The following is a 21519-nucleotide window of genomic DNA, read 5'->3' as shown; positions in this document are numbered from 1 at the left end:
GCTTAGCGGTCTTTTCTGCTCGTGTCGGCCTGGGACGGCTTGGCGTCGAGTTTCTTGTAGACATCCGCCAGCTTCGACTGCGGGGCCGGGCATTTTTTGCTTTTGGCAATCTCGCCAAGGACCTGATTGCGGTTACGCAATGCGTCGATCTCCAGTTTCTCTGGCGATTTCGGATCCATAAAGAAAAGAGCCGGCCAAAACAGAAGAACACCTGTCGCACCGAGGACGACGTTTTTACCCTGCGCATCGGATCGTTCTTTCACCGTTGCCAGGACCTGCCGTTCGTTAGCCTCGAATTCGCGCTTGATGCCGGCGCAATCGAAAGCGCTGTCGGCAGGGTTTGTCGAGGCAACCGGATGCGCTGCCCGGCCACCGCAACCGGAAACGACACTGGCAGTCGCCACCAGCGCGAATAACAATTTGGGGGCGTGAAAAGAAGATCTGACCATAATATTCTCTTTTGAAGCCTACCAGCGTGCCGTCACGCTGGCGAAAATGAGATTGCCGCGTCCGTGACTGACGCTGCTGGAAAATGCCTGGGAGTAGCCGAAATCGGCACTGATGTTTCCGCCAACGAGTTTCGCACCAACGGTCCAACTCGCGAGATAGCCGTCTGGAATATCGAAGCGATGCTGCGAGAACACGCGGCCATAATCGAGGGCCAGATAGGGGCGTAATTCGCCCAGAACGGGCGCCAGACTTGTGCCCTCCCATGGCATTGTCCGCCAAACCAGTTCGTTGCGGCTGAAAAATCCGTTGTTACCGAATATGACGCTTTCCCTTGAGCCCCGTACGTTGCTGGAGCCACCAAGCCCGATCTGTTCTGCGCCAAACATGTTATCGGGCGAATATTGGGCATTGAGGAGCGTCGTTAACTCGAACCGCTGGCCAGCCGCCTCGAACGGCCGCGTCGCGCTGACGGTCGTGTTGAATTTCAAAAACCGGGGATCCGCCGTGCCCGCCCCCGGCTCTCCGGCCTCCACGGCGTCGAAGAGATCAAGACCCTTATCAAGGGCAAAATCGAGAGCGATGACGCCACCCAGAATTCTCTGTGAACGCGACAAGCCCAGACTGCCAATCGTGTATCGACGGCTTCCCACCTCAATTCGATTGCCGAGAAGAAAGTTGTCGGTCTGCTTGTAGGTGAGACCGCCTCTAAGGGTCGTGATAGAATCCTTGCCGCGCAGAATGACGCGATCTATGCCAAATCCAACCTGACCGGAATTGCCCGAGGTTTCGATCGGCCCAAAATTGCCGGGAATGGTGCTGTTATATTCGTACCAGGAGCCATTTGTTGAAAACGTCCAGTATCCATAAGGTACGCTTGTATTGACCGAATAGCTGTTGCTGTGCCCGCGGCCATCGTCGTCCCAAGGATAATCCGGGCCGCTCCGACCGTATGAGAACCCCAATTGATCATTGATGCCCAACAGGTCGTCGAAGCCGACGGAAACATTGGTCTGGGAGTAACCGGTACTCTCTTGACCGAGGTTGTTGTTGGAAATGCTCGCGTACCAGCGCTTGCGCGGCTTGTTCTCGACGTTGAGGATGGACGTGCCGTCCTCTTTGCCCGGCAACATGGAGGTTTTCGCGTCGTTCGATGACAGGCGGTTGATCTGGTCCAGCCCCTGTTCAATATCGCGAATATTGGCGACATCACCCTTCACGCCGGGAAAAGCCGTCGCGAATGCGCCGTTTCTCGCGACCGGGTGGCCATTAAGGTAGATATCCGAGATCGTGCCTTCGACTACCACCAGCCGCAGCAATCTTGTTCCGGCAATATCCTGTGGGGGAACATAAGCGCGCGAAGTCACAAATCCCTTGTCCAGATAGAGGTCGGTAATGGCCTTGAGCAACGTGGTAATATCCGCAACGCCGACGCAGCGATTATCGTAGCGCTTCGTGACTTTTCCGAGCGCAGCGCCAGACAGACTTGCAGCACCTTCTATCTCTACACGCGAGATATCGAAGCATGGACCAGCTGATTTTGCGTCGCCTCCCGGCGCCCGGCTGTCACGACCAGCGACGCTATCAGGAGTTATCTGTTTCAGGTTTTCAAGCCGCTGTAACTGCTGTTGCTGGTCCTGCCGGCGGGAAAAATCATCGGCGGGCGACTGTGCAGTTGCCTGCCCTGACGCGAGCAGGTTTGCAAAAATCGCAATGGCAAAGGTTCGCTTGAAACCATTCGCCGCGCTCCTCGGGGAATTGGCTGAGATTTGAGCGTCCGGCACAATTGCGAGACAAAAGTCAGGAGAGACTAGCCGTCGGAAACCAGGAATGAAAGCAGCAAGTGGCATATTTCGGAGGCCTGCATTTGAAATGAAGTTTGTCGCGGCAATGCCGCCCATGCTTCACTCTGCAGCTGTCCTTGCTGTCGATCCCCTACCGGGTACATAGATCAGTTCATCTGATCCAAGAAGCGTTAAAGTAGTAACTTTCTTTACGAGACGATAGCCTCTAGTCATCTGCTAAAAGAACCGTACACATTAAAAATTCGCGTAATAATCAATCCTGCCAACACCATGGCATGGATATTATTTTTCATCCGTGAATTTTAAGCGCGACCCGCCAATTTCATGCCCTTTGGTTCTTCGAGTCAAATAACAACCAGAAGTTACTGCAATGCGCATCTCCTTGCAAGACCGAGATGAAGACCAAAGTTAAGGAGAAACTAAAATTGTTTCTGGGATGGGTGTGAAAAGGCGATGAGACTCGCGACAACAGTGACTAGAACCGGTACGTCAACCCGACAACCGGTCCACTCAGCCGTGAATCGAAGACATAACCATCGCGCGAGTAATCAACGTCGAGCACCTTATAGCCTGCCGAGACCGACAATGTGTCGGTAAAGATGTAGTTCACCGTCGCGAGTGCTGACCAGGTGAGATCGGAACCCGCGCCGAAACCGCCGATATCCACCTGCCCCTGAACGGACAGCTTGTCCGTGAGGCTGAAAAATGCGCGCGCGCCGATGACGGGATCCACCCAGCCGAAACTCTCCCTATGACTGGCGGAAACGCTGCCGATCAGTGGGTGGCTGGCAGTAACCGCAACGTCATTGGAAATATGCCAGAAGCGCCCGCCGGCAAGCGCGTCGAGAGAAAATCCGTCCGCGTCGATAAGACGATAACCCGCCTGCAGTGTTGCCATGAATTCCTGTGTGTCGACAGTCGCATCAATGGCGGCACCGGCAGGCAAGGTTGGCAAACCCGGAATTTGCAGCGCCGGTAGCGGACCGGCTGCCTTGCTGTCGGTGGTATCGACATACATCAAATCGCCGGAAAGGACGAAACGGTCGTAACGTCCCCAGATGTTGAGAAACCCACCGAAATTGAGATCATCCATGACATCTGAAAAGGATTTCTCCACATGGAGGGTCGGGGCACGTTGGAACGGCGACACGTTGCCATTCAAGCCGGTCGCCCAGAGATAACCCGTCGCCTGAAATGCCCAGTCTGGTGCCACATCAACCGGCGCGGGTGTGGCAACAACGTCGTCCGCAGCTGTGGCCGCGGTTGCGGAAAAAGCCATAAGGGCCGAAAAAATTGGTAATTTTAGCAATGCCTTCCCCCCCGACAATCGTCCGCAGCTAAGCCTATTTGACTTCCGGCAACAAGTCCGATTTTCTATCATACGCTGTATCTTGTGCCGCGAACACCGGAGGCTTTTCCATGCACCTGAAGACCTTGCCGATTTTTTCCGCCTGCACCGCCGCGATATTGTCTGTCGCCACACTGACAACATCTGTGGCCGAAGCCTGCACGCGCTTCGTCTATCTGGGCGAAAATGATCAGGTGATGACGGCCCGGTCGATGGATTGGAAGACGGATGTCGGAACCAACATCTGGGTATTCCCGCGCGGCATGGAACGCTCCGGCGAGGCCGGGCCGAATTCGGTCAAATGGACCTCGAAATACGGCAGCGTCATTGCTTCAGGTTACGATATTTCGACGACAGACGGCATGAATGAGGCAGGCCTTGCTGCAAATGTTCTCTGGCTGGTCGAGTCGAGCTATCCCGCTTATGACGGGAAATCGCCGGGCCTCTCCATCGCCGCCTGGGCGCAATATGCGCTCGATAATTTCGCAACGGTGGACGAGGCCGTCAGCGCGCTCGAGAAGAACCCTTTCACCATTGTCACCGACAATGTTCCCGGCGAAGAACGTCTGGCGACCTTACACCTTTCCCTTTCGGATGCGACCGGTGACAGTGCGATCATCGAATATATTGACGGCAAGCAGGTCATCCACCACGGTCGTCAATATCAGGTCATGACCAATTCGCCGACCTTCGATCACCAGCTGGCGCTCAACGAATATTGGAAGCAGATCGGCGGCACCGTCATGCTGCCGGGCACCAATCGCGCCGCGGACCGGTTCGCCCGGGCTTCATTCTACGCCAATGCCATCCCCAAGAGCGAAAATCCGGTCGAGGCGATAGCCAGCGTCTTTAGCGTCATCCGCAATGTTTCCGTTCCCTACGGTATCACCACGCCGGACCAGCCGAATATTTCCTCTACCCGCTGGCGCACGGTGATAGACCACAAGCGCAAGCTCTATTTCTTCGAATCCGCATTGACGCCGAACATCTTCTGGATCGACATGACAAAACTCGACGTTTCGAAAGAGACTGGTAAGGTCAAGAAACTCGACCTGGGCCCCAATCAGATGCAGATTTATTCGGGGATGGCGAATGAGAGCTTGAAGGACACCAAGCCTTTTAAGTTTCTCGGGCTTTGAGGGCGGAAACCGCGCAGTTAGGCCGGGAGCAGCTGGCACGGTCTGTATCGACCATTCCTCGCCACCTCACTAACATCATGAACCCGAGAGCATCACGAGAAGCGGTAGTGCAATCGAACGCAGCCCTTTTCGATTGCCGTTGCGCTCACGAGAGTGGGACTGGCCCGATGCCCGGTGAGCGGAAAAAGGGGCTCACCTGAGCCAAGGATTTCCGGGATGACATAAATCTCGATCTCATCCAGTGCATCACGCTCCAGAAAGGCCATCTGCAGCTTTCCACCGCCCAGCATCCAGACATCGCCATCATCGAGTGCGCGCAATTCCTCGATCAACGAGCCCACATCGCTGCGCGCCTCCAGAGGTCCCTTGGGGCCTTCGATCGGCCTTGAGGTGACGACGATAACGCGTTGATCTCCGTAAGCCCAGGGCGCCTGTTCACCGGCGATGAAATCATAGGTCGCCCGCCCCATGACCACCGTTCGAATTCCTTTCAGGAAAAGGCGATAATCGTGTTCGCCGAGGACCATATCATCATATTTGTAGAGCCAGTCCAAGGAGCCGTCTCCAGAAACGATCCGCCCGTCCAGACTCGCCGCGATATATCCGCGAATGACCGCCATATTTTCCTCCTTGATTTATAAATGAATATACGTTTATATACATGTCATGCCAAGACACAAGTCGATTTCAGATGATCAGGTGCTGGATGTCCTGCTGCCCCTCATGTTGCAGACAGGCCCCGACGGGCTGACTTTTGCCGCAGCCGCCAAGGCCTGCGGCCTATCTGCGGCAACCCTGGTGCAGCGTTACGGCAAGCGCGAAGACCTTGTCGAAACCGTGCTTCTGCGCGCATGGGACAAGCTGCAGGCGGAAACGGAAAAAGCCGATGAGGAGGAACCATTGACGCCGCAGGGCGCCATATCCCTTCTCATGCGCCTCATGCCCCCCGAAGCCGCAGAACAAAACGCCAGTGACGGGTTGCTGCTGCTAAGAGAAGACATTCGCAATCCGAAGCTGCGCGCGAGAGGAGCACTCTGGGGCCACACCCTAGCCCAGGCGCTTGGCTGCCGCCTTACCCACGACAAGGCTAGAGAGGAACGGCTTGGCTGGCAGATGGCCGCCTTGTGGCAGGGCGCACATACATGGTGGGCATTCGTCCGCGGGGAAGATGCGAATTCGGCAATTCGCAGGGCACTCGACGAATGGGTCGCCGCGGTGAACGTCGACGAGCGATAATCCGCGCCATCGTGGCGCATGTTTCATAAGCCCGCCAGCTCGTGGATTTATCCCCCCAAAAACCGCTTGACCTCAACTGTGATTGAGGTCCTAGAATTATTGTCACCTTGTTTTCGCAAGGCTTTTTCCATGCTCTTGAGCAAACAGTGACAAAGGAATACCCCATGGCTTTCCAGCTTCCCGACCTCCCCTATGCCCATGATGCGCTCGCCCCTTCTGGCATGTCCGAGGAGACGTTGAAGTTCCATCATGATCTTCATCACAAGGCCTATGTCGATAATCTCAACAAGGCGATATCAGGCACAGAATGGGAAAACAGCAGCCTCGAGGAGATCGTGCGCGCCACCTATGAAAAAGGTGCGGTCGCGCAGTCCGGCATCTTCAACAATGCCTCCCAGCACTGGAACCACAATCTCTTCTGGGAAATCATGGGGCCACAAAAACATGCGATTCCCAAGGTGCTGGAAGATGCGCTGACGCAGTCTTTTGGCTCGGTGGCGCTGTTCAAGCAGAATTTTGCCCTCGCTGGCGCTTCGCAATTCGGCTCGGGCTGGGCGTGGCTGGTGGCGGATACCGATGGCACACTGAAGATCACCCGCACGGAAAACGGCGTTAACCCGCTGTGCCTCGGCCAGAAGGCGGTTCTCGGCTGCGACGTGTGGGAACACAGCTATTACATCGATTTCCGCAACAAGCGTCCGGCCTATATTGAGAACTTCCTCGACAATCTGGTGAACTGGCAGGCAGTGGCCGCCCGCCTCTGATTTGAGCCCCACCGATCCGACCGGTCCCGCTGCCCTGGGGGCCGACCGGGTCAGGCGCAGCCGGACAGCCGCCATCCGGCTGCAACTCCATGCGAGCATCCCCATGTCCTATGTCGTCACCGAAAACTGTATCGCCTGCAAATACATGGACTGCGTGGAAGTCTGCCCGGTCGAATGTTTTTATGCAGGCGAGAACATGCTCGTCATTCACCCGGATCAATGTATCGATTGCGGCATCTGCGAGCGCGAATGTCCGGCCGCGGCAATCCGGCCGGATACCGAGGCGGGTCTGCATGTCTGGCTTGACCTCAACCGCCACTATTCCGGCATCTGGCCGCGCGTGCACCAGAAAAGAACGCCGCCTGATGATGCCGACATCATGAATGGTGCTGCGGCCAAGTTTTCCATTTTTTCGAAGAACCCGGGAGCGGGCGAATAGCCCGGCACTGCATGTCTCATAATTTCATGCTGATCGATGGTGGTGTGGTCAATCACGTGCATGTCCCGCTGAAAGCACCCCCCTCTCCGACAACCTCGCCGCGTGAATTCAAGGACGCTATGGCGAGCCTCGTCTTCACCGTGGCCGTGGCCACGGCCTCCCATGCGGGCGAGCGGATCGGACGTACGATCACGTCCTTCATGCCGCTCAGCGCCGAACCGCCGCTTCTAATGATCTCCATCGATGCCAGCAGCCGTATGGTCGATCTTGTCGCAGCAAGCCGGCGCTTTTCAGTCACGGCGCTGTCCAGAGGGCAGGAGGAGATCGCCGATGTGTTCGCCGGAAAAGGAAACCTGCTGGACCGGTTTTCCGTCGGCCACTGGGATGTCTGGCCGTCGGGAAGCTCAAGGCTTGCTGACGCGCTGCTCTCGATGGATTGCGAACTCGTTGGCTCCATTGATGCCGCCGACCACGTCCTATTTGTTGGATCGATCATCGAAGCGAGCTTCGATCCGCTGCGCAAACCCTTGCTCTGGAGTGAACGCAATTATCTAGGTACGGAGGTAAGCCGTTAGCTAAACCATAGACTTACCTTCCCATGATCTCATGTGCGCAGCGTCTTTCTTCGCCTTCAAGGGCAAGGCCTTTCGAATTGGGGGCGATAGCGGACGACAAACACAGCCAACGAGCGGTGGAATTTTCGCGGTTGTCACTTCGAAAGACGGACAGCTTCGAAATACTTTTCGGCGCGAATATCTCTTCACCGCGCCTTCATGCACACCACGGTCCTGTCGTCGCTGAATTCGCTCGATGTTGACCCCTTCACCGACGGGTACTCGTTGATCTTGTGAAAATCTGCCGCCTCGACGCGGTCAAATTCCGCTTCCCAGTCAGCGACATCGGTTCCAGCCGGCAGAGACAGATAACCGTCGGAAAAGATTTCAAGGCTCACAAGCGTGTCCTTGGCGATGCTAAGATCGACCGTCCCCTCTTCTATGACCGTTCCGCCATTGACCGAGGCGTATCCCAGTACGTGTCCCTGCCTGTTTGCGAATTGCGGCTGGACGCGAATTCCTCCCATCAGGAATTCCTCGACCGCTTCGATATCGCTCTCAAGACCGCTCATGCGGGCTGCGGCAATGACAACATTCTCCGCCTCCTGCGCAGTCATGATGCCGTTTTCGACAGCGGAACGCAGGCCGGAAAAGATGGTCGCGCGCGTGCGTGCCTCGGCTGCATCACCATCCCCCATAAAGGCAAAAAGCTGCTTGAAGACAAGGATGCGCGCCGATGTACTTACCTTGTCTATAAGCTTGGCATGCTGCAGCAACCGGGAGCCGTTGATACGCACACCGGAATCGCCGGCCAGAAGAAGGCGGAAACTGTCTCCCAGGTCGGCAACGATTGCCAGGGTTGTCGACGGTGGATGGCTGGCATTGATGCGCTCGGCCTCCTGCTTCAAGATATCGCTGATGTTCTGAAAGAGCTTGGGCGCGGCAATTGTTTCCAGCGTGCCATCGAGGCCCATTTTCGCCACGGCATTTGCGGCAGCAAGTGCTGCGATACGGCCCGAGCTCAAGCCGCCGTAACTTGCACCGGTCGGGTCGGTCGCACCGTCAAAAACGGCCAGAACCCTTCCCGGTATGATCAGCGCCACATCGTCCCCGGGCGTTGCGGCGTTCTTGTATTTCGATTGCGAAAAGCTCGCGATATTCATCGTCGTGTATTCCTTGCAGAGGGAGGCTGGGCAGAGGGAGGCTGGCGGCGACACGTCTGTCGCCGCTCCTGCAGGCTTTTGGTGAGGGCTGGTATGGTTTCAGACGAAAGAGGCTTCTTTGTCTTCCGAGAGGCGGAACACGATGAAGACGCAAAGTCCGGTGCTGACCAGAAGGACGGTTGAAAGCGCCGCAGCCGTGCCAAACTCGCCGTCAATCACCTGAACATAGATGAGAACCGGCATGGTGATCGTTCGTGCCGTGTAGAGGATCAGCGTCGAGGACAGCTCGTTGATAGCCGTTATGAAGCTCATCAGCGAACCGATGATGAGACCGGGCAGCATCAGCGGCACCGTCACCGACACGAAGGTCTTTGCCGGCGAAGCCCCGAGATTGACCGCAGCCTCCTCGATGGACGGTTTGATCTGCCTGAGGATCGATGTTGTGGAGCGGACGCCGTAGGGCAGTCGGCGGATAAACACCAGGACGATGATGATGAGCGCCGTCCCAGTGATATCAAAGGGTGGATAGCGGAACGTCGTAACGTAGCCGATCGCCATGACAACGCCGGGAATGAGGTAAGGCACCATCAGCAGGAGATCGAGCGAGCCGGAGACCGCATTGTCGCGTCGCACCACGATGAAGGACAGCAGGCCGGAAACGATCGCAATCAGTACCACGGCAGCCAGTGCAAACGTGAAACTGTTGGCAATCGCCTGCGGTGAATCACGAAGGATACGGGCATAGCTGTCTAACCCGAAGCCGCCGGTAAAGACGGGACCGCTGGTTGCGAGGAACGAGGTGTAGATGACCGTGAGCGACGGCAGCATGGCGATGAAGACGACCAGATAGCAGAAGCCGTGCACGATGAACGACTTCAACGGGCGCATGGACTGCTTTACCGGCCTGTTGGTCAGTGAACTGGCGTAACGGCGCTTGGCAAGAATGTGCCGCTGCAACAGAAGTGCCGCCATCGAAATTGCAATCATCACCATGGAAATCGTCACCGCCATGGTTGGCGTACCGGCCATTTCGGAGGTGTATTGCGCATAGGCGATTGTCGAAAGCGTTCTGATGCCCTTGCCGAGGATTGCCGGCGTTCCGAAGTCGGCGATGGACAGCACGAAGCAGATGATCGCGCCGGTGCTGACTGCAGGAAAGACCAGCGGCAAGGTGATCTTGCGGAAACGCTCGAACGCCGTGCAGCCGAGATTTTCCGCCGCGTCCTCATAGGACTTGTTGATGGTGTTCAGCGCGTTCTCCGTCATCAGGAAGATGTAGGGAAAGAACTTCAGGCTGAAGACCATCACGATGCCCGGGATCCCGTAGATCGTCGGCAATGAAATGCCGGCGAAGGACAAGAGATTGGTGACAGCACCGTTGGCACCGAACAGCATAATCCAGGCGTAAGCACCAATGAACGGCGGTGCGCACAGAACCAGAACCGCGAAAGTGGCAATGAAAGTGCGCCCCTTGATGCGATAACGGGACGTGCAAAAGGCAAGCGGAATACCGAGAAGGCAGGCGCCCAGCATGCCCAGCACGCCGATCAGAAGCGTATTCCAGAGTGCGACGGTGTAAAAACGTCGCGTGAACACTTCCGCATAGTTGCTGAGACCGAAGGCCCCGGTTTTGGCATCGAAGAAACTGATGAAGAAGACGCTGAAAATCGGCAGGATCAGGAAGATCGCCAGCAGGATGACGGCAAATACCGTCACGCTTGTCCAAAAACCTGGCAGTCGCAGGCGGAAACCGCCGGGAGTTGCAGTCGCAGTCATATCCGTCATGACAGGCGCTCCCCGGTTACGCCCTCGCCGAACAGCTTCGCATCGGCCGCGCGCCAGGAGAAAGTGGTCTTCTGGTTGGGCTGCAGTGCAATGATCTCAGGCGATGGCTTGGTGATCGCCTCGATTTCCTCGCCCGACGAGAGAACGGCTGCAACGTTCATCTCACGCCCCGTGAAGCTGACCAGTCTTATGGTCACGGGCAGTTCGATGCGCTCGTCACCATCGATCGCGGCAGGACCGACAGAAATCGCCTCCGGGCGGATGGCGGCGACGATCTTCCGCTGAGGGGAAATCGCATGCGCCTGCGGCAATGCGACCTTGTGGCCGGAAATGGATGTCTGCCCACCTGCACGGTCAAGCGTCAGGAAGTTGTTTGCGCCCACGAACGACGCGACGAAGCGGTTGGCGGGATTGTTGTAGACTTCCCAGGGTGGTGCAGCCTGCTGAATGACGCCGCCATACATGACGCAAACCAGATCGGACATGGCAAGCGCCTCTTCCTGATCATGCGTGACATAGACCGTGGTGATGTTCATGGCCTGCTGGATTTCACGGAGTTCCCGGCGCAGGTCCACGCGAAGTTTGGCATCGAGGTTGGACAGCGGTTCGTCCATCAACAGCACTTTCGGGTTGATGACGAGTGCGCGTGCAAGACCCACACGCTGCTGCTGGCCGCCGGAGAGTTCGTGAGGCATACGCTTGGCATAGGGAGCGAGCTGCACGACATCGAGAATCTTGCCGACCCGTTCGCGGATCTCGGCTGAAGACGCCTTGCGCTGTTTCAGACCGAAGGCAATGTTGTCAAATACCGAAATATGCGGAAACACCGCATAATCCTGAAAGACCATGCCGACATCGCGCTTGTGGGCGGGCACATGTTCGATCGCCTGTCTTTCGATGCTGATGCTGCCGCTATCCTGCTGGTGAAAACCGGCAATCGTGCGCAAAAGGGTCGTCTTGCCACAACCGCTGGGTCCAAGAAGCGTAAAAAACGATCCGGAGGGAATGGAGATGTTGATGTCGGAGAGGGCAACGACATCCCGGTAACTTTTCTTGATGCTTGTAATTTCTACGGCGGCCATGTGCTGCTCCATGACATATCCTGCGCGGCACGCGACCACGGTGGACGGAACGAAAATGCTGTTGTGAAAGCGGTAAGCAGGGGACGGCTGCCTGACGCACCGCCCCCGGCAATGTTCTTACTGGACGTCGAGCAGGATCTCGTTCCACTTTTCCATCAGACGCGAGCGGTTGTCCGCAGCCCACTTGAAGTCGTATTTCGCATCCGGAACATCGGACAGCGGAACGAGCGCCGAATTGGCAGGAACATCGGTTCTGACCGAGCGACGACCGGCTTTCACCACGACTTCCTGCGCTTCCTTGGAGACGATGAAATCGATGAAGGCCTTGCCGTTTTCGGCGTTCGGCGCACCCTTGACGAGCGCCATGCCGTCAGGCGCGATTGCCGTGCCTTCTTTCGGATAAACGATCTCTACCGGGGCGCTGCCAAGCTTGTAGCGCAGGGCGGCGTCTTCGAGCGTGATACCAACCGCCTGCTCGCCATCATTGACGAAACGCGGAACAGCGCCTGAAGAGGTGGAAAGAACGGAGTTGCCGAGAATGCCGGTATAAACTTCCCAGCCCTTCTCCTCACTATCGAAATCCTGCAAAACCGTCGCCATCTGGATATAGGCGGAGCCGGACTGATCGGCACGGGCCGAGGAAATCAGACCCTTGTATTCAGGCTTGGCAAGATCGGCCCAGGATGTCGGAACCGGCGCGCCTTTCAGCGCTTCCTTGTTGACGATGAAGGCCGTAACGACTGCGGTAAAAGGAACCCAGTTGGTGCTCGGCGAAAAGGCAGGGTTGATCGATGCTGCCTCGACAGGCTTGTAAGGTTCGAAGAGGTCGGCGGAAAAGTCGATGACGGTGCCATCAACACTCCAGATCACGTCGCCAGCCGCCTTGCCGCTTTCCGCCTTGATGCGGTTCATCAGCTCGCCGGACCCGGCTTTGACAAGCTCGACCTTGGTGCCGGTCTTCTTTTCAAACATCGGCAGCAACTCATCCATGAGCTGCTGCGGCGCTGCCGAATAGACCACGACGGTACCTTCCGCATGGGCGAAAGCCGCACTGGCAAGGAAAGTTGCGCCAGCAACAAGGCGCGCGAAAATAGTGCATGATTGACGCATAAAGGGTGCTCCGTTTTTTTGTTCCCTGACTGGCAAGGCAGTACGACATAATTTCTTATTGATTTTGCGTGTCGCTACCCGCCGTCTGTTATTTATTTTCTTTACGTAAATTAATTAGTCAAGCTGCAATTTATCTTGAATACAAAAATCCAATATCCGTCTGAAAAAACTCAACATTTGAAGACAGCCGCGCTTAATCTGCGAACCTGAAAAGTCAGGACGTTCCGGAAAACAAGGTGCACAGCCCCTGAAATTGCGCTAATCATCCGACTTAACTTCTCGTGGGAGACTTGGTTGATCGACCTCGGCTACAATGAACGGCGTCTGCTCGAAATCCTGCGCGGCAAGGGAGGCATGTCGCGCATCGAACTGGCGCGCGAGATGGATGTTTCCGCACCGACCCTCACCCGCCTGACGGCCAATCTTCTGGAATCCGGCCTGATCCTGGAAGCCGAGGAAGCGCGCAGCGAAGGCAAACGGGGGAAGCCATCCACTGCCATCGAGATAAATCCGAACGGACTTTTCACGCTCGGGGTCTATTTCAACCCGGACGATCTGCGTGTCTGCCTGGCCGATCTCAACGGCACGATCAGGCAGGAAATCAGGTCCGAGCTTGAGGGACACAGTTTCGAGCATATCATGGAGATGGCCGAGACGGCCGCCCGACAGGTGGTTGAAAAGGCAAAGATCAAAAAGAAGGATGTGCTTGGCTGCGGCATCAGCTTTCCAGGCCACTTCAAACGTGATCGAGGCCATGTCTTTCGCATCAAGCAATTCGAGAGCTGGCGCGACATCGACGTGGACAAGGACTTCCAGCCCTATTTCGATTTCCCGGTCTTTCACGAAAATGACGGCAATACCGTCATCCTCTCGGAGCTGTATTACGGAGCGGGTCGAAGCATCCGCAATTTTGCGATGATCTGGCTGACATACGGCATAGGCGGCGCCGTTGTGGTTCAGCGCCATCTCTATCGCGGCACGAACGGCAATGCCGGCGAGTTTGGCGGCCTGTTTCCCAAATCCCATCCACGTCCCTCTGGACAGGACCTTTGCGACACGCTGGCCGCCCACGGAGTGGGCATCCGGCGTTTGAAAGATATTGATGAAAGCTATTGCGACCACCCCGCCGTGGTTGCCTGGCTGGAAAGGGCGACCGACCAGCTTCGTCTGCTGGCGCTGACGGTTGCCCGAACGATGGATCCCGGCGCCATCATTTTTGGCGGATCGCTACCCGACTGGGTTCTTGAACACATCGTGCAGCGCATCGGCTCGCTGGAAATGCTCGGCGAAGACTTTTTCGTCGAGCCGCCTGAAATACGCAAATCGATGATGAGCGACCTGCCCCATCTCGGTGCCGCCAGCATACCGATCTACCGCGCCACAACGCCCAGCTATTATTCCGGCCGGGCGCTGAAGGGTTGGGCATAACCGCCAGTCGTCAGAGGCTTTTCGGTCCAGTTGCCGGTGGAAGGCGCCGGGTGTATGGATCTCTCACCCGGCACCGGTTTTTATGGGAATTTCAGGCAAGTTCGGCCGGCACCAATTCCGCGATCTCCGGCCAGAGCGTTTCCGTCACGGCCATCAATTCAGGCGTTGCGGCGACAACCCAGGGAATGCCGGTTTCACCGCGCGTTCCAATCCGCACGTCAAGACCCGCCTCCCTTGCCAGAACAACGCCACCGGCGATGTCCCACATGGTCGTAAGTTTTTGCAGATGGCCATCAAAGATACCGCGCGCTGCAAAAACCAGTGAAATCGAGGTCGAACGGATGGATTCCACCACCCAGCCGGCATACCTCAAACCGACATTGAGCGCCGCCACCTCCGCGGCATCGGCAGACGCGCTGTCACCGAGCGACATCACCTGCACTTCCTTAAATGGAACATCGCGCGCGAGCGGCTTGCCGTTCAGCAGCAACCCTGTTCCTTCGGCAGCCGAATAGATTTCCTGGAAGACTGGCATGGCGACGACTCCGATTTCCGGGACGCCGTTGCGCACGAAGCCCAGCGAGATGCCCCAGAGCGGTGAGCCGCGCAAGAAGTTTGCGGTGCCGTCGATGGGATCGATGATCCAATAGGCGTCATCTGCGATCCCGCCCATCTCCTCGCCGAGAACGGTTTCACCCGGAAATGCCGCCGCCAGCCGGTCGCGCACCAGCCTTTCAACCGCGGTATCCGCTTCCGAGACGAAGTCCTGAAAACCCTTGGTGCGGGTGGCGATGCTGCCGCGCGCTTCGAAAAAGCGAAGGGCAAGCCCCATCGCCTCCTCTATGATGCCGGCTGCACGCTCGAGGCGCTGGTTCATCGTGTCCATGACCTGCCCGTCTCGCCTGCATCCGCCTTAAGCCAGCCCGTGAAGGCCTCGACTTCATCCGTCTGGATTGCACCGACGCCGACCTGCGCCAGTGCGCCCCACACACTTTCTGCATCGGAAAGTGCGCGCGTGTCGTTGAGATCGAGGCAATGGGAAACGTCGAGCGTGTTGATCCAGAGACGGATATTCTGACGCTCCATTTCGGCGCGGCCTTCGACCAGATCAGCAATATCGGTAAATTTTACCTCGATCATCGGCGCGCGCAACGCTTCGATGCGGCGCAGATCCTCGGCAAACTTGCCCTTTCTCACCGGAAACATCGGCATATGCGGGATTTTGCCGAACCAGTCGGTATCCAGCACATCGAAATGCGCGGCTTCAGGATCGATATCGGTTTTCACCAGAACCTGATCCGCGACGCCGAGGCGCAGTACGGTTTCCATGACCTGAGGCAGGTCACGGGTAAACTTGGTATCGATATTGACGGTGATTTTGCCACGCGCCTCTTCCAGCAATTCTTCCAGCGTCGGTACGCATTCCTCCGTCACATCGGCTGCATCGCCGCCAGCACCTGCCTTCAGCCGTGCGGAACGGACGACATCAAAGGCCAGTTCGCTCACTGTCCCCCGCCCCGTCGTCGTGCGGTCGAGCGTCTCGTCGTGAATGACGACCAGCCGGCCATCGGCTGTCGCCTGCGTGTCGATCTCGATCATCTCGACCCCGGCAGCGACCGCTGCGCGAACCGAAGCCAGCGAATTTTCAGCGGTCGCGGTCCAGAACCCACGATGGGCGATGGTGAGGATCGCGGGATTGTCGCGCGAGCAGAGGGCGAGAACGTTGCACGGACTGGAGACTTTTCGTTGGGCTGCAAGGGCTTGAGGCATTTTTTTCACTTTCGGATGTTGCGTTTACCGGAGTTGGGTTGCCCGGATCAGATTTTCCCCATGCCCGCCGCCATCAGGTCGTCACGCAGAATGCGGCCGGCGATGATGAAAACGACGAGTGCGGGAAGAAGCAGGATGAAGGAGACGATGGAGGCGAGCGGGATCTGCATCGAATAGGGGTCGAGATACATGTAGAGCTTGATCGGCAGCGTCTGCACGACAGGCGCACCGACGATGAAGGACTTGTCGAATTCCTCGAAGCTGCCGATGAAGGACATCAGGCCACCGGCCAGAAGGCCGGGCACCGCAAGCGGCAGGATGATGTGGATGACAATGCCGGCCGTTCCCGCGCCGAGCGAACGGGCGGCATGAATCAGGTCGTCGGGAATGGTTTCTAGCGTCGCCGTCATCAGCCGTATCATCAGCGGCAGCGTGCCGACGATCTGCACAAGGATGACCCCGGTCACCGAATAAGCGAGACCGAAAAGAAGAAACACCTGGCCGATGCCGACAGCGACGACCAGCCCCGGAATGATGATGGGAGCCAGAATGAAGATCTCCACCAGCCGTTTCAGCCGGAAGGGAAAACGGGCCATGGCCCACGCGGTCGGCAGTGCGATCGCGGCCGTCGAGAAAGTCACGACGATGGCGATGAGGATGCTGTTGGCGGCGGCCTGGATGAGGCTTGCATCGCCAAGAATGCTCGCCCAGCGCGTGGTGGTGTAATCCTCCGGCACGACCAGAGGCGGCGTCCATCCATCGGCAATGCTCCACAGGAACATCAGCGCCAGAGGCACGGCGATAGCGAGCGCCAGCGCGGTAAAGAGCCCGATGGAGACGAAAATCCGGTCGTCCGGCGTGAAGGTGCGGCGACGAGTCATGGTGACGGGATCGAGGGCAATGGCGCTCATTATGCGTCTCCTCGGGTTTGGCCGGGGCCGATGCGGGATGTCAGGGAGTAATACAGAAGCAGGACGGAGACCGCGAAGAGGCTCAGCACCATGCCCATGGCATAGACCTGATTGAACCGCCCCTGATTGAACTCCGTGACCATGAGAACCGAAAGCGGCCGGGCAGTGGGCGGACCGACAATATCGGGAATGGCGTAGGAGCCCATGGAGCCGATGAAGGTAAGAAGGATGGCGGCGGTGATGCCGGGCATGGCAAGCGGAACTTCGACGAACAGAAAGGTCTTCAGCCGCGAGGCGCCGAGCGTGCGCGACGCGTAACGGATGTCCTCCGGAATGGCGGCAAAGGCACTGGTGATGATCAGCGTCATGAAGGGTATCTGCTTCCAGACACTGGCGAGAATGACGCCAATGCCCCAGTCGTCACGCACGAGTTTGGGCAATTCAAGCCCGAGCGGCGCGACCAGCCGGTCGAGAAAACCGCCCCTTTCGAAAACGACGATCACCATCAGGCCGACGATGATGCCCGGCACCGCCATCGGGAGCTTGTAAAGGCCGCTGAACAGCTTGCGGCCGAGAAAGCTCTTGCGGATCAGAAGCGCCAGCGGCACCGAAGCCGCAAGCGACACCATCACCGGCACGACACCGTAATAGATGGACGTCGTCAGGCCGCGGATCATCGACGGACGTGTGAAGATCCGCTCGTAGAACATCAGCGTGAAGCTGCCATCGTCCTGCCTGAAGCTGCCGATCAGTGCCGAAAGCAGCGGACCGCCGAAGAAGATCAGCAAATAACCCACCCCCGGCGCAAGCAGGACCAGCAGCTGGGCGCGCCTGTCGCGAAGCACCCCGCGCATCACGCCGCCTCCCCTGCCTGCCCGTCATCGAGCAGATGCACCGATCCGGGAAAACGCAAGGCGACCCTGCGTCCCGCATCGATAAGATTTTCCGCACCGGACTGGCTGATCTTGATCTGGTGGCTGCCGATTTCGACCGTATAAAGCGCATTGGCGCCCATGAAGGAAACGGCAGAGACCGTGCCGGCACCCGCCTCGTCGGCGCTGATGTGGATGTTTTCCGGGCGAACCGAAATCTGTGCGGAGCCGGCAGCAGTCGCATCCAGCGTTACGGACTGCTCCCAGGGCAATTGCGCCTGCCTACCCTCAGCCAAAACCGGCAAAAGGTTGGTCTGCCCCAGAAAACCGGCAGTAAAGGCGTGTTTGGGCGCACGGTAAAGTTCGAGCGGCGTTCCCACTTCGACGACGCGGCCGGCATTCATCACCACGATCCGGTCCGACATCGCCATGGCCTCGGCCTGATCATGCGTCACATAAAGGCTGGTCGCGCCGATCCGGCGGTGAAGTTCAGTCAGTTCATGGCGCAGCGTGTCCCGGAGCTTGGCGTCGAGGTTCGAGAGCGGCTCATCGAACAGCAACAGACTTGGCTGCATGACAATGGCGCGCGCCAGCGCAACGCGCTGCTGCTGCCCGCCGGACAATTGCCGCGGCATGCGGTCCACCAGGCCGGCAAGATTACAGATTTCAAGCGCATGGGCGATGCGGCGCGCGCGCTCGTCCTTCGGGACCTTCTTCATCTTCAGGCCGAAGCCAAGGTTTTTGGCAACCGACATATGCGGGAAAAGCGCATAGGACTGGAATACCATGGCGATGTCGCGCGCTTCCGGCGGCGCCTGATCGATACGCTTGCCGCCCAGCCGGATTTCGCCTCCCGAAGGCTGGCTGATGCCGGTGAGGATGCGCAAAAGCGTGGACTTGCCGCAGCCCGAGGGGCCGAGAATGGTGACGAATTCGCCCCGCTCGACAGTGATCGACACGGGATGAAGCGCCCGGCTCAAACCGTAATCCTTGCTGATATTGCTGATCTCGAGTTCACTCATGGCGAGGCTCCCTCATGGTTTCGACCAAGGCTCCCGGACCGTTTGGCGGTTTCCAGCCCCACGGTCCGGTCGATCCGGGAAGGTGTTACTGGTTGAGCACTTTTTCATCGAGCGCTTCGGCAAGGGCCGTCGACATGTCCCAGAACGCCGGAACCGACAGGCGCGGATAAACGCTTTGCGGCAGAACATGCTCCTGTACGGCTTTGGGCATCAGGTCGTTGGTGACATCCGCCCGCGGAGAGCGCGAAGCCTTGTTCTCCAGCTTCCAGAGCTGGAACTCCTTGCTCATCGCCATATCGATGAGAAGGAGCGCGGACGCGACGTTCTTGGCATTTGCCGGCACGAAAATGGCATCGCCCGAGCCGACCTGGCCTTTTTCCAGCAGCGTGACGCGGAAACTCTCCGGCAGCTGCTTGGTGCCGAGGAAGCTCATGACCTGATCTTCCCAGACGGTGCCCATGTAGAGCTGCTGGTTATTGATCAGGTTGAGCGTGTCGGCGTTGCCGTTTGTCAGTTCAGCCACGGCAAGAAGGCGACGGTAATAATCCCAGACCGGCGTAAGGCACTCGGACGTCATTGCCCAGTCTTCGGCCTGCTGCAGCGTCTGATTATAGTCGGTAAGCTGCTTGCGGCAGTCGCCGGTGAGATAATTGAGCGCCACCGAATAGATGAAGCCGCCGCCTGAGCCGCCCTTGGCTGGCAGGGTGACGCCAAGGCGCTTCGGGTTCTTTTCAGCCCAGACGAGAAGATCGTCGAAGCTCTTCGGCACGTCTTCGGCTTTCACGAAGGCGGAATCGTAGCCGAGTGCGGTCTGGTTGAGATGCACAAGAGGGAAGCTGCCGCCATGCGCCTTGCCGAAGACGGTCTCGGCCAGTTCCGGATTGTAATTGGCCATGTTGGGCAAGATCTTCGTCAGCGGAATATTGCCGACGACGCCCTTGGAAGACAAAAGCGGATAACCGCCACCGCCAGCGAAATAGGCGTCGACGGGTGAATCCTGCCCAGCCGCCTGCACGGCGATGAGCTGCTGGTTCGCCTGATCACCCTTCACGTCGCTATAGGTAACCTTGATGCCATATTTGGCCTCGAACCGGGTGATCAGTTCCTTCCACGTATCCGCGAAACTGCCGGCGAAATTGTACATCGTCACCGTGCCTTCCGCTTTGGCAGCGGGAACGACGATGTCATAGAAATTTTCGCGCGTGACCTTCGACAGATCGAAGTCGAGGTTCTTCATGTTGGTATCCGCCGCAAGGCAAGGCGCTACCGTCGTCGCCAGCGCAAGCGCGGCGATCGCAATAAATTTCATGCTCATTGAATGGTTCCTCCTGGGGATCCGTTATTGACCGGCTTCTTATTACTACACTCTAAGTGTATTATTTGTGACAGTCCAGTGAAAAATGCCGTCCCCGGCGCGCGGCCCGAGTTGCGAAGGCCTTGTGCAGCCGCTATCCAAGGCCATGACAACAGAAAAGACACCGCGCCAGACCTTCGACCGCCAGCCGCTTGCCAGCGAGAATGAGCGCCTCATTCTCGATATCGTGCGCCGCCACGGCCCCATTGCCCGTGCAACAATCACTGGTCACACGAACCTGACGCAGCAATCCGTGCATCGGTTGATCGAAGGCCTGCTGGAACGCGGCCTTTTGCGTACCGGCGCACCGCTTAAAGGAACGCGTGGCCAGCCGAGCCCGACCATTGAACTGGTGCCTGAGGCGGCCTATTCGCTCGGAATTTCCATCAACACTGACTCCGTGGTGATCTGCATCGCCGATTTCCGCTGCATGGTGGTTGTCGAAGAAAAATTGCGGATGCTTCCCAGCGATCGCGAAATGACGCTTGCCGCATTGTCGCTCGCTCTGGAACGGTTGCTGGCGGACCACGGCATCCCGCGCGAACGCCTGCTCGGCCTCGGCTTTTCCATGTCGGGATTTTTCGTGTCGGAAGATCGGGCGTTCAACGCGCCGGAACCATTGCGCGACTGGTCGCTGATGGACCTGAAACCGATCCTTGAAGAGAAATTCAGTCTGCCGGTCTGGCTGGAAAACAACGCAACCACCGGCGCGATCGGCGAAAGCCTTCGCGGCGTGGGACTGTGGTGCCAGACCTTCGCCTATCTATCCTTCAACTATGGCTTCGGCGGCGGCCTCATTCTGGGAGGTCAGCCTTTCTACGGTTTTCACGGCAATGCCGGTGAATTCAGCGGCATCTTCAACCCGGATGAAGCCGACAGGCGGCCGGCGCTGCAATATCTGATCGCGACGCTGCAGAAACACGGGAGCGAGATAGATTCGATCGAAGCGCTCTATCAGCATTTTGACCCTGCCTGGCCGGGCGTCGAGGAATGGCTTGAGCGGACCATGCCGCAGGTGGACCGGCTGGTGGCGAGCCTGATTGCGGTTCTCGATCCACAGGCGATCGTCTTTGGTGGACAATTGCCGCGCGCACTCGGCCGGATGATGATCGAACGTGTACACATGCCCTCGCAACGCGAACACCGTTACGGCATCGGCCCGCAGGAAGCAAAACTGGTGCTCAGCGAGACAGAAGGCGATTCCTCGGCACTCGGCGCCACCCTGCTGCCGCTCAGGGTCCGTTATTTCCTGTAACCGGGCCGGCCGGGCGCGGCGATTAGACCGCGCCC

At 57.9% G+C, this 21519-nt stretch carries 21 protein-coding genes; 7 read left to right on the top strand and 14 right to left on the bottom strand.

Features of this window, described 5'->3' with window-relative positions; all coding sequences use genetic code 11:
* Positions 1–2: 2 nt before the first annotated feature.
* From AC5SEO_RS16635 to AC5SEO_RS16625, 3 genes are all read right to left on the bottom strand, one after another.
* Positions 3–449, bottom strand: coding sequence for a hypothetical protein (locus AC5SEO_RS16635; protein ID WP_112200620.1), 447 nt, complete (start codon positions 447–449; stop codon positions 3–5).
* A gap of 18 nt (positions 450–467) precedes the next feature.
* Entirely contained in the window at positions 468–2348 is a 1881-nt protein-coding gene (locus tag AC5SEO_RS16630) for a ShlB/FhaC/HecB family hemolysin secretion/activation protein (protein ID WP_174041255.1), read from the bottom strand.
* A gap of 379 nt (positions 2349–2727) precedes the next feature.
* Positions 2728–3531, bottom strand: a complete 804-nt coding sequence (locus AC5SEO_RS16625; RefSeq protein WP_060642635.1) for a hypothetical protein — start codon at positions 3529–3531, stop codon at positions 2728–2730.
* 140 nt (positions 3532–3671) lie between these two features.
* Here AC5SEO_RS16625 and AC5SEO_RS16620 point away from each other — a divergent pair, with 140 nt between their 5' ends.
* On the top strand, positions 3672–4739 hold the full coding sequence (locus AC5SEO_RS16620) for a linear amide C-N hydrolase (protein WP_112200622.1): 1068 nt from the start codon (positions 3672–3674) through the stop codon (positions 4737–4739).
* A gap of 92 nt (positions 4740–4831) precedes the next feature.
* Here AC5SEO_RS16620 and AC5SEO_RS16615 read toward each other — a convergent pair whose 3' ends face one another.
* Positions 4832–5359 (bottom strand): dihydrofolate reductase family protein, encoded by a 528-nt coding sequence (locus AC5SEO_RS16615; RefSeq protein ID WP_112200623.1) that lies wholly within the window; start codon positions 5357–5359, stop codon positions 4832–4834.
* Between the two features lie 46 nt (positions 5360–5405).
* Here AC5SEO_RS16615 and AC5SEO_RS16610 point away from each other — a divergent pair, with 46 nt between their 5' ends.
* The 4 genes from AC5SEO_RS16610 to AC5SEO_RS16595 all read left to right on the top strand — a co-directional run bounded on the left by AC5SEO_RS16610 (position 5406) and on the right by AC5SEO_RS16595 (position 7753).
* Positions 5406–5975, top strand: coding sequence for a TetR/AcrR family transcriptional regulator (locus tag AC5SEO_RS16610; RefSeq protein ID WP_112200624.1), 570 nt, complete (start codon positions 5406–5408; stop codon positions 5973–5975).
* 164 nt (positions 5976–6139) lie between these two features.
* A complete protein-coding gene (locus tag AC5SEO_RS16605) occupies positions 6140–6739 on the top strand; it encodes a superoxide dismutase (RefSeq protein ID WP_112200625.1) in 600 nt (199 codons plus the stop codon).
* Positions 6740–6842: 103 nt separating this feature from the next.
* Positions 6843–7178 carry a ferredoxin FdxA gene (fdxA, locus tag AC5SEO_RS16600; protein ID WP_112200626.1) on the top strand — a complete coding sequence of 112 codons (336 nt, stop codon included), beginning with the start codon at positions 6843–6845 and terminating at the stop codon, positions 7176–7178.
* Positions 7179–7189: 11 nt separating this feature from the next.
* Positions 7190–7753: a flavin reductase family protein gene (locus AC5SEO_RS16595; RefSeq protein WP_162691749.1), complete on the top strand. Its 564-nt coding sequence runs from the start codon at positions 7190–7192 to the stop codon at positions 7751–7753.
* Between the two features lie 185 nt (positions 7754–7938).
* Here AC5SEO_RS16595 and AC5SEO_RS16590 read toward each other — a convergent pair whose 3' ends face one another.
* From AC5SEO_RS16590 to AC5SEO_RS16575, 4 genes are all read right to left on the bottom strand, one after another.
* Positions 7939–8895, bottom strand: a complete 957-nt coding sequence (locus AC5SEO_RS16590) for a hypothetical protein (protein WP_112200627.1) — start codon at positions 8893–8895, stop codon at positions 7939–7941.
* Positions 8896–8994: 99 nt separating this feature from the next.
* Positions 8995–10680: an ABC transporter permease gene (locus AC5SEO_RS16585; protein WP_035200257.1), complete on the bottom strand. Its 1686-nt coding sequence runs from the start codon at positions 10678–10680 to the stop codon at positions 8995–8997.
* Positions 10677–11762: an ABC transporter ATP-binding protein gene (locus AC5SEO_RS16580; RefSeq protein WP_495363897.1), complete on the bottom strand. Its 1086-nt coding sequence runs from the start codon at positions 11760–11762 to the stop codon at positions 10677–10679. The genes AC5SEO_RS16585 and AC5SEO_RS16580 overlap by 4 nt, the downstream gene beginning before the upstream one ends.
* 117 nt (positions 11763–11879) lie before the next feature.
* Positions 11880–12872, bottom strand: a complete 993-nt coding sequence (locus AC5SEO_RS16575) for an ABC transporter substrate-binding protein (RefSeq protein WP_013762397.1) — start codon at positions 12870–12872, stop codon at positions 11880–11882.
* Between the two features lie 294 nt (positions 12873–13166).
* On the opposite strand from AC5SEO_RS16575, the gene AC5SEO_RS16570 reads away from it, so the two are divergent.
* Positions 13167–14300 (top strand): ROK family transcriptional regulator, encoded by a 1134-nt coding sequence (locus tag AC5SEO_RS16570; protein ID WP_112200628.1) that lies wholly within the window; start codon positions 13167–13169, stop codon positions 14298–14300.
* 91 nt (positions 14301–14391) lie between these two features.
* Here AC5SEO_RS16570 and AC5SEO_RS16565 read toward each other — a convergent pair whose 3' ends face one another.
* From AC5SEO_RS16565 to AC5SEO_RS16540, 6 genes are all read right to left on the bottom strand, one after another.
* Positions 14392–15186, bottom strand: a complete 795-nt coding sequence (locus AC5SEO_RS16565; protein WP_162691748.1) for an inositol monophosphatase family protein — start codon at positions 15184–15186, stop codon at positions 14392–14394.
* Positions 15174–16070, bottom strand: a complete 897-nt coding sequence (locus tag AC5SEO_RS16560; RefSeq protein ID WP_112200629.1) for a glycerophosphodiester phosphodiesterase family protein — start codon at positions 16068–16070, stop codon at positions 15174–15176. Before AC5SEO_RS16560 ends, AC5SEO_RS16565 begins: the two co-directional genes overlap by 13 nt.
* 47 nt (positions 16071–16117) lie before the next feature.
* On the bottom strand, positions 16118–16981 hold the full coding sequence (locus AC5SEO_RS16555; protein ID WP_112200630.1) for an ABC transporter permease: 864 nt from the start codon (positions 16979–16981) through the stop codon (positions 16118–16120).
* On the bottom strand, positions 16981–17835 hold the full coding sequence (locus tag AC5SEO_RS16550; RefSeq protein ID WP_019567020.1) for an ABC transporter permease: 855 nt from the start codon (positions 17833–17835) through the stop codon (positions 16981–16983). The genes AC5SEO_RS16555 and AC5SEO_RS16550 overlap by 1 nt, the downstream gene beginning before the upstream one ends.
* Positions 17835–18875 (bottom strand): ABC transporter ATP-binding protein, encoded by a 1041-nt coding sequence (locus AC5SEO_RS16545; RefSeq protein WP_112200631.1) that lies wholly within the window; start codon positions 18873–18875, stop codon positions 17835–17837. Before AC5SEO_RS16545 ends, AC5SEO_RS16550 begins: the two co-directional genes overlap by 1 nt.
* An 85-nt stretch (positions 18876–18960) precedes the next feature.
* Positions 18961–20190: an ABC transporter substrate-binding protein gene (locus AC5SEO_RS16540; protein ID WP_065660248.1), complete on the bottom strand. Its 1230-nt coding sequence runs from the start codon at positions 20188–20190 to the stop codon at positions 18961–18963.
* Positions 20191–20335: 145 nt separating this feature from the next.
* On the opposite strand from AC5SEO_RS16540, the gene AC5SEO_RS16535 reads away from it, so the two are divergent.
* Positions 20336–21484, top strand: a complete 1149-nt coding sequence (locus tag AC5SEO_RS16535; RefSeq protein WP_112200663.1) for an ROK family transcriptional regulator — start codon at positions 20336–20338, stop codon at positions 21482–21484.
* The last annotated feature ends 35 nt before the right edge of the window (positions 21485–21519 follow it).

Source organism: Agrobacterium sp. K11 (assembly GCF_059429395.1).
This window is presented reverse-complemented; position numbering and strand designations above follow the sequence as displayed.

Excerpts from the sequence above, each read along its gene's own strand:
- AC5SEO_RS16580 (WP_495363897.1), bottom strand. The coding sequence starts at position 11,762 with ATGGCCGCCGTAGAAATTACAAGCATCAAGAAAAGTTACCGGGATGTC.
- AC5SEO_RS16540 (WP_065660248.1), bottom strand. The coding sequence starts at position 20,190 with ATGAGCATGAAATTTATTGCGATCGCCGCGCTTGCGCTGGCGACGACG.
- AC5SEO_RS16620 (WP_112200622.1), top strand. The coding sequence starts at position 3,672 with ATGCACCTGAAGACCTTGCCGATTTTTTCCGCCTGCACCGCCGCGATA.
- AC5SEO_RS16615 (WP_112200623.1), bottom strand. The coding sequence starts at position 5,359 with ATGGCGGTCATTCGCGGATATATCGCGGCGAGTCTGGACGGGCGGATC.
- AC5SEO_RS16635 (WP_112200620.1), bottom strand. The coding sequence starts at position 449 with ATGGTCAGATCTTCTTTTCACGCCCCCAAATTGTTATTCGCGCTGGTG.
- AC5SEO_RS16605 (WP_112200625.1), top strand. The coding sequence starts at position 6,140 with ATGGCTTTCCAGCTTCCCGACCTCCCCTATGCCCATGATGCGCTCGCC.
- AC5SEO_RS16595 (WP_162691749.1), top strand. The coding sequence starts at position 7,190 with ATGTCTCATAATTTCATGCTGATCGATGGTGGTGTGGTCAATCACGTG.
- AC5SEO_RS16535 (WP_112200663.1), top strand. The coding sequence starts at position 20,336 with ATGACAACAGAAAAGACACCGCGCCAGACCTTCGACCGCCAGCCGCTT.
- fdxA (WP_112200626.1), top strand. The coding sequence starts at position 6,843 with ATGTCCTATGTCGTCACCGAAAACTGTATCGCCTGCAAATACATGGAC.
- AC5SEO_RS16550 (WP_019567020.1), bottom strand. The coding sequence starts at position 17,835 with ATGCGCGGGGTGCTTCGCGACAGGCGCGCCCAGCTGCTGGTCCTGCTT.
- AC5SEO_RS16545 (WP_112200631.1), bottom strand. The coding sequence starts at position 18,875 with ATGAGTGAACTCGAGATCAGCAATATCAGCAAGGATTACGGTTTGAGC.
- AC5SEO_RS16610 (WP_112200624.1), top strand. The coding sequence starts at position 5,406 with ATGCCAAGACACAAGTCGATTTCAGATGATCAGGTGCTGGATGTCCTG.
- AC5SEO_RS16560 (WP_112200629.1), bottom strand. The coding sequence starts at position 16,070 with ATGCCTCAAGCCCTTGCAGCCCAACGAAAAGTCTCCAGTCCGTGCAAC.
- AC5SEO_RS16585 (WP_035200257.1), bottom strand. The coding sequence starts at position 10,680 with ATGACGGATATGACTGCGACTGCAACTCCCGGCGGTTTCCGCCTGCGA.
- AC5SEO_RS16575 (WP_013762397.1), bottom strand. The coding sequence starts at position 12,872 with ATGCGTCAATCATGCACTATTTTCGCGCGCCTTGTTGCTGGCGCAACT.
- AC5SEO_RS16555 (WP_112200630.1), bottom strand. The coding sequence starts at position 16,981 with ATGAGCGCCATTGCCCTCGATCCCGTCACCATGACTCGTCGCCGCACC.
- AC5SEO_RS16565 (WP_162691748.1), bottom strand. The coding sequence starts at position 15,186 with ATGGACACGATGAACCAGCGCCTCGAGCGTGCAGCCGGCATCATAGAG.
- AC5SEO_RS16625 (WP_060642635.1), bottom strand. The coding sequence starts at position 3,531 with ATGGCTTTTTCCGCAACCGCGGCCACAGCTGCGGACGACGTTGTTGCC.
- AC5SEO_RS16590 (WP_112200627.1), bottom strand. The coding sequence starts at position 8,895 with ATGAATATCGCGAGCTTTTCGCAATCGAAATACAAGAACGCCGCAACG.
- AC5SEO_RS16630 (WP_174041255.1), bottom strand. The coding sequence starts at position 2,348 with ATGGGCGGCATTGCCGCGACAAACTTCATTTCAAATGCAGGCCTCCGA.